The organism is Halalkalicoccus subterraneus (genome assembly GCF_003697815.1).
Classification (GTDB): domain Archaea; phylum Halobacteriota; class Halobacteria; order Halobacteriales; family Halalkalicoccaceae; genus Halalkalicoccus; species Halalkalicoccus subterraneus.
This window is the reverse complement of record NZ_RDQG01000041.1, coordinates 1-11471: the sequence shown is the minus strand read 5'-3', so window position 1 is coordinate 11471 and position 11471 is coordinate 1. Positions and strand designations below refer to the sequence as shown.

General features: G+C 64.3%; 10 protein-coding genes and 1 pseudogene. 5 read left to right on the top strand and 6 right to left on the bottom strand.

What is annotated here, in order from left to right:
• From EAO80_RS11155 to EAO80_RS11140, 4 genes and pseudogenes are all read right to left on the bottom strand, one after another.
• The coding region (locus EAO80_RS11155; RefSeq protein WP_162993979.1) for an ABC transporter ATP-binding protein at positions 1–641 on the bottom strand (641 nt) is incomplete at its 3' end.
• A 2-nt stretch (positions 642–643) separates the two neighbouring features.
• Positions 644–1633: an ABC transporter permease gene (locus EAO80_RS11150; protein ID WP_122089967.1), complete on the bottom strand. Its 990-nt coding sequence runs from the start codon at positions 1631–1633 to the stop codon at positions 644–646.
• Positions 1633–2628, bottom strand: a complete 996-nt coding sequence (locus tag EAO80_RS11145) for an ABC transporter permease (RefSeq protein WP_122089966.1) — start codon at positions 2626–2628, stop codon at positions 1633–1635. Before EAO80_RS11145 ends, EAO80_RS11150 begins: the two co-directional genes overlap by 1 nt.
• A 119-nt stretch (positions 2629–2747) precedes the next feature.
• Positions 2748–4393, bottom strand: a pseudogene (locus EAO80_RS11140) (ABC transporter substrate-binding protein).
• Between the two features lie 248 nt (positions 4394–4641).
• Here EAO80_RS11140 and EAO80_RS11135 point away from each other — a divergent pair.
• Positions 4642–4845, top strand: a complete 204-nt coding sequence (locus tag EAO80_RS11135; RefSeq protein ID WP_122089965.1) for a DUF7561 family protein — start codon at positions 4642–4644, stop codon at positions 4843–4845.
• 39 nt (positions 4846–4884) lie between these two features.
• Positions 4885–6657 (top strand): helicase C-terminal domain-containing protein, encoded by a 1773-nt coding sequence (locus tag EAO80_RS11130; protein ID WP_122089964.1) that lies wholly within the window; start codon positions 4885–4887, stop codon positions 6655–6657.
• A 101-nt stretch (positions 6658–6758) separates the two neighbouring features.
• On the opposite strand, the gene EAO80_RS11125 is transcribed toward EAO80_RS11130, so the two are convergent.
• Entirely contained in the window at positions 6759–7817 is a 1059-nt protein-coding gene (locus EAO80_RS11125) for a class I SAM-dependent methyltransferase (RefSeq protein WP_122089963.1), read from the bottom strand.
• Positions 7814–8929, bottom strand: a complete 1116-nt coding sequence (locus EAO80_RS11120; protein ID WP_122089962.1) for a 60S ribosomal export protein NMD3 — start codon at positions 8927–8929, stop codon at positions 7814–7816. Before EAO80_RS11120 ends, EAO80_RS11125 begins: the two co-directional genes overlap by 4 nt.
• Before the next feature lie 121 nt (positions 8930–9050).
• Between EAO80_RS11120 and htpX the strand changes: the two genes are divergently transcribed.
• The 3 genes from htpX to radA form a co-directional block, all read left to right on the top strand.
• Positions 9051–9923 carry a zinc metalloprotease HtpX gene (gene htpX, locus EAO80_RS11115; protein WP_122089961.1) on the top strand — a complete coding sequence of 291 codons (873 nt, stop codon included), beginning with the start codon at positions 9051–9053 and terminating at the stop codon, positions 9921–9923.
• A gap of 45 nt (positions 9924–9968) precedes the next feature.
• The gene (pspAB, locus tag EAO80_RS11110; protein ID WP_122089960.1) at positions 9969–10574 is read left to right on the top strand and encodes a PspA-associated protein PspAB; all 606 of its coding nucleotides are present in this window, start codon (positions 9969–9971) and stop codon (positions 10572–10574) included.
• A 112-nt stretch (positions 10575–10686) separates the two neighbouring features.
• Positions 10687–11471, top strand: a 785-nt coding sequence (gene radA, locus EAO80_RS11105) for a DNA repair and recombination protein RadA (protein ID WP_122089959.1), incomplete at its 3' end; no start/stop codon positions are given.

Sequence of the window (11471 nt, the reverse complement as noted above, 5' to 3'; positions counted from 1 at the left end):
CCCTCGACGGTGACGTCGAGCGCCGTCGTCGGTTCGTCGGCGATGATCAGGCTGGGCTCGCAGGCCAGCGCCATCGCGATCAGCACGCGCTGGCGCATCCCGCCCGAGAACTGATGGGGGTACTGCTCGTAGCGTTTCTCGGGCTCGGGGATGCCGACCTCCCGGAGCATATCGATCGTCTCGGCCTTGGCCGCCTCGCCCGAGAGGTCGCGGTTGAGTTCGATGAACTCTCTCACCTGTGAGCCGACGGTAAAGACCGGATTGAGACTCTCCATCGGGTCTTGGAAGATGATCGCGATCTCCCGACCGCGAACCTGCGTTCGCATCTGCTCCTCGGTGAGCATTCCTTCGCGTTCGACTAGTTCGGGCGGCTCGCCGGGTTCTCCGGTGGTTTCCTCGTAGCCGATGAGGGTCTCGCCCTTGAAGGTCACCTCGCCGTCGACGATGACACCGGGGCTGTCGATCAGCCGCATGATGCTCATGGCGGCGACGCTCTTTCCGGCCCCCGATTCGCCGACCAGCCCGACGAGTTCGCCCTCATAGACCTCGAAGGAGATGCCGTCGACCGCCCGGACGGTGCCGTCTTCGGTGAAGAACTGGGTCTTCAGGTTCTCTACTTTCAGCAGTGGTTCCTCGTTCATTGTCAGTTGTTGATCCGTGGATCGAGTGCGTCCTGCAGCCCGTCACCGAGGAGGTTGAACGCGACCACGGTGACGAGGATGGCGATGCCCGGCCAGATGCTGAACGTCGGCGCCGGTAGCATGTAGTTTCGCGATGCCGCGAGCATCTGTCCCCACGAGGGGGTCGGCGGCTGTGCACCGAAGCCCAGAAACGAGAGGCCGGCGACGATGAGGATGCTGACGCCGACCTGCAGGGTCGCCTGGACCAACACCGGCGCGAAGCTGTTGGGGATGACGTGTTTGAGGATGATGTTCCTGTCTTTCACCCCGGCGGCCTTGGCCGCCTCGATGTACTCCTCCTCGCGGATCGAGACGACCCGCGAGCGGATCAGTCGGTTGAACACCGGTATCGAGGCGATGCCAACCCCGATCATCGCGTAACTGATGTCGCGCCCGAACGCCGACATGAACGCGATGACCAGCACCAGAAACGGGATGGCGTAGATGGTGTCGGCTATCCGCTGGAGGACGTCGTCGATCCAGCCCCCGTAGTAGCCCGAGACCGCCCCGACGAGGGTGCCCCCGACGAGGCCGATCGCCGTCGCCGACAGGCCAACGGTCATCGCGATGCGCGTGCCGTAGATCATCCGCGTGAAGATGTCCCGACCGCGGTGGTCGGTTCCCAGTGGGTACTCCCACGTTCCCGAGCCGAGCCCGTTTTCCATTCCGACCGGCGGCAACAGCGTGTTGATTTCCATGGGATCTCGCTCGGGGTGATGGAGGAACGGGATGGCCTCCGCCATCCTGTAGTCGAGCAGGTAGTAATCGATGCTTGCGAAGACCGCGATCGCCGTGATGAACGCGATGAGGTAAAAGCCGAACCGGGCCGTCGAGTCGCGTTTGACCTGCTTGAGCGTGTACGACAGGCCGACGCGGGCTTCGACTTCGTCCACGCCACCCTCCGTGGGTTCGTCGGCGAACTCCTCTTCCCCCTGTGATTCGTGTACTGCCATTATTTCTCACCGTAGCTGACCCGCGGGTCGATGTACGCATACGAGATGTCCGTGATGATGACGCCGACCAGATACAGCGCCCCGAGCATGAACGTCGTGCCCATTATCAGCGGGTAGTCTTGGTTGTTGATCGCCTGAATGATGAGTCGCCCCATTCCGTTGATCTCGAAGACGGTCTCGATGAGCACCGCCCCGCCCAGCGCCGTGCTGAGCCCGAGCCCGACGATGGTAATGACCGGAAGCTGGGCCGGCTTGAACGCGTGTTTCCAGACCACACCGCGCTCGTCGACGCCGTAGGCGCGCGCGAGTTTGACGTACTCGTTCTGCAGCGAGTCGACCATCGAGGAGCGCTCGATGCGGGTGATCGAGGCCATCTGTAGCGTTCCGAGCGCGACCATCGGCATCACCAGTCGCTTGAACGACTCGAGAACGACGTCGAGTTGGGTAACTGCCCCCCGGACGTTCGCGGGGTCGGCCCACGGGAGGAACAGCCCCGTCGCGGGCAACAGCCCCAACTGAAACGAGAAGACGATGATCAGCAACAGCCCGATCCAGAAGGAGGGCGTCGAGACGCCGATCAGCGCGATGATCCGCGAGACGTGATCGACCGGCTCGTTGCGCCGCTCCGCGGAGATCACGCCGAGCGGGATCGCCGTCAGCAGCGCGAACCCGAACGACGAGAAGACGAGATACGCCGTCACCGGTAGGCGCTCGATGATCTTCGTCAGGACAGGCACGTCGTAGTAGATGCTGTGGCCCAGATCGCCCTGTGCGACGCCGGCCAAGTAGTTGAAATACCGTTCGTGCAGCGGTTGGTTCAGTCCGTAGCGAGCCTGTATCTGCTCGACCATCTCGGCGCTCGGGGTTGGCCCGAGCATGATGCTGACGGGATCACCCGGAATCGCGTTGGTGAGGAAGAAGGTGATCGTCAGGATGCCGACGAGGACGGGGATCGCCTGCAGGCACCGCCACGCCGTGTATCGAAGGAGTCCCATGTGGTTGTTCTATTGGTATTTTTTTATGAACGTTCGCGTGCTGTGAGTTCGATGCAACCGAGCCGTCGTTATAACCGCGTTGATCCGAAAACGAATCTCTCCGAATGGTGACCGTTCGTCTACTCGACGGACGTCGTCGCGAACGACTCCGCAAGCGGGATGGTGCCCGAATCGGGGTGTGACTGGTAGCCCGAGACGTAGTCCTTGAACGCGTAGCCGTTGATCAGGTTGTACGCCGGCAGGTGGACCCGATCCTCGAGGATCGTGGTGGTCGATTCGATGTAGAGCTGTCTACGCTCCTCTTCGTCGGCCGACTGACGCGCATCGAGGATCTGCTGGTCGACCTCGTCGTTGTCGTAGAAGACCCCCTGTGTGACGCCCTCGTTCTCCTGGGCGAACATGTAGTACGCGAACGCATCGGGATCGGGGTCGCTGGACCAGCCGAGCGAGTACATGTTGAAGTCGTCCTCGGCCCCGGAGGTGTAGGCATCGGTGAAGGCGCCCCAGTCGAGGCGCTGGACCTCGACGTTCTCGAAGCCGGCCTCCTGCAGGCCGTTGCCCACGCCGACGCCGATCTGCTCGCGCATGTCGTCCGGCGGGACGATGATCCGCCAGTCGTAGTCCATGGGAACGCCGGCCTCCTCGAAGAGCTGCTGGGCCTGCTCGATGTCCGGATCGTGGGGAATCTCGGCCCACTGATCGATCGGGAAGTCCCAGCCGTCGATGACGGCCTGCGGAAACGGGCTGTACTGGCGCACTCCCGCGGGCTCGACGTAGTTCGCGACCTCCTGGTCCATCGAGAAGCAGTAGTCGATCGCCTCGCGAACCAGCGGGTCCGACGTCGGCCCCTCGCCACAGTTGAACGCGAGGTAGTAGTAGCCGATAGCGGGCTGTTCGTCGATGGTCACGTCGCCCATCCCCTCGACCTGGTCGTACAGCTGCGGGGGGATGGTCTCGATGACGTCGTTCTCGCCGGTCTGCAGCGTCGTCACGCGGGTCGACTGCTCCTCGACGCCGCTGAACTCGACGAAATCGAGCTCGGCGGCGTTCTCGCCCCAGTAGTCGTCGTAGCTCTCGATACGAACGTACTCGCCCTCCTGCCACTCGCTGAACTGGAAGGGGCCCGACCCGACGGGACTCTGCTGATTGAACGCGTCCCTGTCCTCTTCGCGGACGGACTGTGGAACTATCTCGCGAACCAACGTGAAGTTGAACGGCCCAAAGGGGTATGCAAGGTCGAACTGTACGGTCCGGTCGTCGATGGCCTCGACCGAATCGATCATGTCGACCTCACCGGCGTTCTCCGTTTCCTCCTCCAGGGGAGCGACGAAGGAGTAGACGACGTCTTCGGGGGTTACGGGGTCGCCGTTGTGGAACGTCGCGTTCTCGACCATTTCGACGATGTACCGCTGGCCGTCGTTCTCGACTTCCGGTTCGCCGACGCGAGTACGGGATTGACCCCACTTGAATCCTCGTTGTAGGCGTACAGTCCCTCGAACATCTGGCCGACGATCTGCTGGGAGGGAACGTCGTTGAGGACGATCGGATCGAAATCGAGTGCGCCCTTGACCTGCGCGAAGTAGAGTTCGCCCGAGGTGCCACCGCCACCGCCGCTGCCGCCACTGCCGCTGCCGCTGCTGTTCGGGTTGTCGTCGCCGGTGCCCCCGCCGGCGCAACCGGCGAGGCCGACGGCGCCGGCAGTGCCGACGTACTTCAGAAGACTCCGACGATTCAGGGCTGGGTTGGATGAACGTTGTTTTCTCATGATCTGCGTTATGCCGCGATACCCTCTGTTTTCGACTATTCAATATATACTTGTCGAAAGGGTGTTCGCCTCTTCCCGATAAAAGAGAACGAATAGCAAACTATATGGATTTTATCCGAATGTATTATTTTTCTTTAAGCCTTCTATGGCCAATCATATTCTTACTAATTAATATCCCTTAAAGACGGTCAATCCGTTCCGCGGGCTCGGCCGACAGGCGTTTCGTTCGGCGGCGAGAACGGCCGGTCATGGTCACCGAGCAGTGTGACGGCTGTGGGGAGCGCGTCCACATCGCCGGCGGCGTCGCCGACATCTGGTCGTTCTCCCAGGAGCCCACGGGCGGGATGACCCTCGAGTTCGAGGACGACACCGAACACTTCCTCTGTTATAAGTGCATCGAGCGTTTGCCTGACCACCCGGGGGCGAGCGACGTCGCCGCGCTCTCGGAGTGAGCCGCTACCTTTAGGGCTGTCCCGGCCCCGTCTCCGATAGTGCAGCCCGCCCGCATCGAGAACGAGTTCCCCGCGCCCTCCTACCGGGGTAACCAGCGCTCGGCCCTCTCGGATATCCGTGCGGCCTTCGAGGCCGGTAACGACGTGGTGTTGGTGCGCGCGCCCACCGGCAGCGGTAAGTCCCTGCTGGCACGGGCGATCTGCGGAGCCGCCCGGACGGTCGAGGAGAGCGAACCCAAGCAGGCCACCGGTGCGTACTACACCACGCCCCAGGTCTCGCAGCTCGACGACGTGGCGGGCGATCCTCTCCTCTCGGACCTTCAGGTGATCCGCGGAAAGGGCAACTACACCTGCATCCTTCCCGGCGAGGAGAACACGAAAGTCAACCGCGCGCCCTGTACCCGCGAGCGGGGCTACGACTGCTCGGTGAAGCATCGCTGTCCGTACTTCTCCGATAGAGCGATCGCCTCCAACCGCTCGATCGCGGCGATGACGCTGGCCTACTTCATGCAGACCGCCGGCTCGGAGGTCTTTCGCACCCGCGACGTCTGCGTGATCGACGAGGCCCACGGGCTCGCCGAATGGGCCGAGATGTACGCGACGATCGATCTGGGGCCCCGAACCGTCCCGATGTGGGAGGAGCTCTCGGTCCCCGAGGAGCCCTCGGTTTCCCGTACGGCCCGCTACGCCGAGTCGCTCTCCGGGACCTGTACCCGTCGGAAGGACGACCTGCTCGCTCAGGAGGAACTCAGTCCCGACGAGGCCGCCGAACGCGACCGCCTGCAGGAGCTGATCGGCGATCTCGACTGGTTCGTGAAGGACTTTCGGGATCCCGAGAGCCCGACGACCTGGACCGTCGATCAGAGTCAGGATCGCTCCCTGTCGATCAAGCCGATGAACCCCGAGCGCTACCTCTCGCATACCGTCTGGGACCGGGCGAACCGTTTCGCCCTGCTCTCGGCGACGATCCTGAACAAGGAGGCGTTCTGCCGGGGCGTCGGCCTCGACCCCGATCGGGTCGCGCTGGTCGACGTCGGCCACACGTTTCCCGTGGAAAACCGCCCGCTGTACGACGTCACCCAGGGGAAGATGACCTACGACGAACGCGAGGGAACGATCCCGAAGGTCGCACGCGTGCTCGTGCGGATCATGGCCCGCCACAGCGACGAGAAGGGGATCGTCCACGCCCACTCCTATGCGATCCAGGATCGACTCGCCTCGCTCCTCTCGGACTTCGGCGTCGGCGACCGGATGCGAACCCACGACCGGGAGGACCGCAATGCGGCCCTCGAAGCGTGGAAGGAGAGCGACCGAGCCGACGTCTTTCTCTCGGTGAAGATGGAAGAAGCGCTCGACCTGGCGGACGATCTGGCCCGCTGGCAGGTGATCTGTAAGGCGCCGTATCTGAACACGCGCGACTCGCGGGTCGCCCACCGCCTCGAACGCGGTCGGTGGGCGTGGTACCACCGCGCGGCGCTCAGAACGGTGATCCAGGCCTGTGGGCGGGTCGTGCGCTCGCCCGACGACTACGGGGCGACCTATCTCGCGGATTCGAGCCTGCTCGACCTCTTTGAGCGCGCACGAAGCGACATGCCGCCGTGGTTCGCCGAGCAGGTCGATCGGATGGGGTCGCCGGAGCTGCCCCCCTTCGAGTCGAGTGTGGGGACCAACGGGACCACCCCGGGCCGGCGGACCGGATCACGGTCCGGCCAGTCATCCCGGTCGGTCCCCTCACGGACCGGCGGGTCGGGCACGTCGGGGTCGGATCGAGGGACGAACCACCCGCTGAACGACGTTTGGGGCGACGGTTAGATCAGGGCGAGACTGCCGATCATCGAGCCCACCATCAGGATCACGAGAACGAGCGCGATGGCCTGTTGTCTGTCCATACTCTCCCCAGTCGCTCGCTGTAATTAATCGCTACGGCCGACCCGTGCATCGAGGACGACGTGGGCGACGCCCGCGCTGTAACTCTTCACACGCCGCGTATCGAGGACATCGACCGTTCTGCCGGCGTTCGCCGCGGCTTCCCGGAGCCGCGAGACGGGTCGTTCCGGGATCTCGGATTCCGGGGTCGTCTCGTGCATGTGGAGGACGCCACCGTCGCGAAGTGCCCCGAGCGCGCTCGGGAGGTACTCGTAGGACGTGCCCGTCTCCCCGCTGTCTCGGGGCTCCGAGGCGTCGTAGTAGCCCATCACCACCCGGTCGACCTCGTCGATCTCCACGTCTCGACAGTCCGCCCGGTAGGCGTCGATCCGGTCCTCGACGCCGTTCAGCACCGCGTTCTCGAGCAGGTATCGGAACGCGACGGGGTTTCGCTCGATCGCCGTCACGCGCGCGTCGGCCCGGGCCATCGGCAGCGCGAAGTAGCCGATCCCGGCGAACATGTCCAGCACGCGCTCGCCTTCCTCCACGACCTCGCCCATCCGGGCGCGTTCCCGCTTGTTGCCCGGCGAGAACATCACCCGCGCGAGGTCGAGTGCGTACCTCGTCCCGTGTTCGGTGTGGACCGTTTCGGTGTCGCCCGCACCGGCCACGATCCGGACCGATGGCTCGCGGTGCGTGCCGTCGATTCCCTCGCGAGCGAGGACGGTGTCCGCACTGCCGTGTAGCTCCAACAGCGCCTCGCCGACCTCTCCTTCGCGCGGACAGTCCTCCTCGAAACGCGCGAGGATCACGGTTCCGATCACCGCCCACGAGCTGGGCACGCGTTCGAGTTCCCCGTCGTCCCAGCCCCGCTCAGATAGCATCTCCTCCAGTCCGTGCGTGCGGGGTTCGGGGTTCGGCTGGCGGATCACCTCCCGTACCGCGGTTTCGGTCGGTGGTGCGGTGACGGGTAGCGCGAGCGCGTCCCCGCCCGCCTCGCGGACCTTTCGGGAGTCGTCGTAGACGCCCTCCTCGCGGAGTGCGTCGATCGTCCGTTCGCCGTCGGGTTTGGGGACGATCGCCGCGAGCGGGTCGTCGTCGCTCATTCCGAGCCGTCCTCGGGGACGGCGTGCAGACCGGCGCGGCTCTTCAGTACCGGGATGGTCCCCGACTCGGCGTCGAGGAAATTCGGCCGGGGGATGGTCTTCGACTCGTAGGTCTCGGGGTCGAGCACCTGGACTGCCCGCTCGTCCTCGACCGCGACGAGCGTCGTCTGCTGGGCGTCCTCGACCCGGCCGAGTCGCCGGGCATCGGGGGAGTCACCCTCCTCGAAACTCGACTCGTAGCGCCCGCCTGTTGCGAGCCGGCGGCCCTTGACCGTGCCCCGGGCGCTGCGGACGACCACCGGCCCGTTCCCGTCCTCGGGGTCGATGACGTCCCCACTGGTAAACGGCGGCAGACGGACCGCGTAGGTCACCCTGTACACTTCGTTGCCGTCCTCGTCCTCGGTGACGAGCGTCTCCGAATCGCTGAAAGAGCCGCCGAAGCGGTTGACCAGCCGCTGGGAGATCTTCTTGCCGATGTTGGTCGTCGAGACCTTCACGTCGACCCCATCGTCGGTGTCGGTGATCTCGGTGACGAAGGCGTCCCGGTCGCCCGTTTCCTCCATCTCCTCGACCACGGCGTGGGAGATCTCCTTTGCGGCCTCGCGTTCCTCGCTCGTCGGCGTCCGGTCCCGCGCACGCAACTGGACGACGCTGGCGTAGTAGCTGCCGGCGATCCGGCCACAGCGCGTGCAGGTCTCCCGGGAGATCGACACCGGAACGACCACCTGCTCTTCGAGTATCTCCTCGCGGACCACGCCCGTGAAAAGGCAGTGCATCCGGATCGTGTTTTGATCCACTTGTTCGGGTTCGACCTGCCAGGCGACCTCCTCGGCATCGAGGTGCACGCCGAGCGACTCGGTGACGGCGTCGATCGCCACGTCGGTGTAGTCCTCGGCGCCGACGTCGACCCAGCGGTTCCCACGGTGGACGGCGCCACAACGTGCACAGACTCGGATCGTCATCTTCTCGGGGGCGGAAACGAGTTCGAAGTCCTCGAAGTAACAGACATCACAGAGTCCCGTCTCGCCGGCGGCGGGCGCGCCCGGCAGGTCCGGACGCTCGCCGCCCTCGACAGGGTCGCCACAGCGAGGGCAGAAGGCGGATCGGCTCATACCCGATCTACCCGATCCGGTCGGTTAAGCGTCGCGCTACTCGACCAGCAGGACTGGATCCGTCTCGTGTCGTGCGAGAAATACTCAACGCTTTAGACGTTCGGGACCGTATCGTGGGTACATGCAGTGGCAAACCGACTGGGGGCTGCGCGGCCGGATGGTCCTCACGGGCTTCCTGTTGTTCGCCCTTTACATCGTGTTCGCCGGCGTCCTCTTCGCGTACTTCGGCAGCGCGATCCCCATGCTGATCATGCTCGGGGGGTTCTCGCTGGTGCAGTACTTCTTCAGCGACACCCTCGCGCTCAAGAGCATGGGCGCACGCGAGGTGAGCGAGGACGAATACCCGCAGCTTCACGACACGATCACTCGCCTGTCGCGACAGGCCGACCTGCCCAAGCCGACGGTCGCCGTCACCGATTCGCGCGTGCCCAACGCGTTTGCGGCCGGACGCAACCAGAAGAACGCCACCGTCTGTGTGACCACGGGCATCCTGCAGGCGCTCTCCGAGGACGAACTCGAAGGCGTGTTGGCTCACGAACTGTCCCACATCAAGAACCGCGACGTGATGGTCATGACCATCGCGTCGTTCCTCTCGACGCTCGCGTTCATCGTCGTGCGCTGGGGCTGGCTGTTCAGCGGCGGCGACGGACGCAACCAGGCGCCCGTCTGGGTGGCGATCCTCGTCTCGCTGGTCGTCTGGATCGTCAGCTTTCTCCTCATTCGTGCGCTCTCGCGCTACCGCGAGTACAGCGCGGATCGCGGCGCGGCGATGATCACCGGCAAACCAAGTGCTCTCGCGAGCGCGCTGATGACGATCTCCGGGCGGATGGACCGCGTGCCCAAGGAGGACATGCGCGAGCAGGCCGAGATGAACGCCTTCTTCATCATCCCGATCAAGTCGGGCTTCATCGGGAAGATCGCGAGCACGCACCCCTCGACCGAAAAGCGCATCGAGAAACTGCGCGACCTCGAACGCGAACTGGAGACGGCCTGAGCGGAAGGCCGGAGAACTGTTGTATCGGGGGCGATAGGTATCGATATGGGCTTTATGGACACGGTCCGCGCGATCTTCGGTAACAGTGCGGAACACGACGCCACCCGCGAGGCCGACCCCGAGGACCTCTTCGGGATGAGCACGGCCTACATGACGATGGAGGCCGACCTCGGATTTCCGAACGAAGGCTCGGCCGCGCTCTGTTTTTCGAGCGTCGACAGCACCGACTTCGAGGACACGCTTCGGGAGGTCAGGGACATCCTCGAGGCCGGCGAGGCCGAAACCGGGACGAGTGCCGCGATCGAAATGGACCAGCAGGGCTATCATTGGGTCGTCCTCACTGATAGCGACCCCGAGGACCTCGTCACCAGCATCCATTTCGCTGCCGACACCTTCATCGAGCGGGGCTACGGCTCGCGGCTGCTGGCGGCCCTCTTCACGTTCGAAAGGAACTCGAACTACCTCTACTGGGTCTACTCCTTCCGCCGTGGCGCGTACTACCCCTTCGCACCCACTCGCGGACGCGAGCGCGACCAGTCCGTCGAGTTCAAACTCCAGAGCGTTCTCGATGGGGAACTCGGCCTCGAGGACAACACTGACTACTGGTATCCGATGTGGCCCGACTCCCCCGACAAACACCCCTGGGACTGATCGGCTTTTGAACGTTCGGCTCTCTCGATCCTGACCCCTATCCCGTCGTGTAGTTTCACTTTCGCTCCCCTGTTAACGAGCGTTTATACGGGTATAGGCGTAAGGGAGGAGTATGGCAGCTGACTCAGACCTCGAAGACCTCCCTGGTGTCGGTCCCGCAACCGCAGAGAAACTCCTCGATAACGGCTACGATACCTACACCAGCCTCGCGGTCGCAAGCCCCGCCGAACTCTCGAACACGGCGGACGTTGGCGAATCGAGCGCCGGCGACATCATTCGGGCGGCCCGGAACGCCGCCGACGTCGGCGGGTTCGAGACCGGCTCGACGGTCCTCGAACGGCGCGAACGGATCGGCAAGCTCGAATGGCTTATCCCGGAGGTCGACGAGATGCTCGGCGGCGGCGTCGAGACCCAGTCGATCACCGAAGTCTACGGCGAGTTCGGTGCCGGCAAGTCCCAGGTCACCCATCAGCTCGCGGTGAACGTCCAGCTCCCCCGCGAGCAGGGCGGACTGGAGGGGAGCGCGATCTTCATCGATTCGGAGGACACCTTCCGACCCGAGCGGATCGACGACATGGTCCGTGGGCTCGATGACGAGGTCATCGCGGCGACGCTCGAACACCGCGAGATCGAGGGCGGGCCGAACGACGAGGCCGCACTCGACGCGCTCATCGAGGACGTACTGGATAAGATCCACGTCGCGAAAGCGTTCAACTCAAACCACCAGATGCTGCTCGCAGAGAAGGCAAAGGAGCTCGCCGGCGAGAGCGAGGAGAGCGAGTGGCCGGTTCGGCTGGTCTGTGTCGACTCGCTGACTGCACACTTCCGCGCGGAGTACGTGGGCCGTGGTCAGCTCGCAGAACGCCAGCAGAAGCTCAACAAACACCTCCACGACCT

Bases quoted from the DNA above. Each gene is read 5' to 3' on its own strand.
- EAO80_RS11150 (WP_122089967.1), bottom strand. From the start codon at position 1,633: ATGGCAGTACACGAATCACAGGGGGAAGAGGAGTTCGCCGACGAACCC.
- EAO80_RS11145 (WP_122089966.1), bottom strand. From the start codon at position 2,628: ATGGGACTCCTTCGATACACGGCGTGGCGGTGCCTGCAGGCGATCCCC.
- EAO80_RS11135 (WP_122089965.1), top strand. From the start codon at position 4,642: ATGGTCACCGAGCAGTGTGACGGCTGTGGGGAGCGCGTCCACATCGCC.
- EAO80_RS11125 (WP_122089963.1), bottom strand. From the start codon at position 7,817: ATGAGCGACGACGACCCGCTCGCGGCGATCGTCCCCAAACCCGACGGC.
- EAO80_RS11120 (WP_122089962.1), bottom strand. From the start codon at position 8,929: ATGAGCCGATCCGCCTTCTGCCCTCGCTGTGGCGACCCTGTCGAGGGC.
- htpX (WP_122089961.1), top strand. From the start codon at position 9,051: ATGCAGTGGCAAACCGACTGGGGGCTGCGCGGCCGGATGGTCCTCACG.
- pspAB (WP_122089960.1), top strand. From the start codon at position 9,969: ATGGGCTTTATGGACACGGTCCGCGCGATCTTCGGTAACAGTGCGGAA.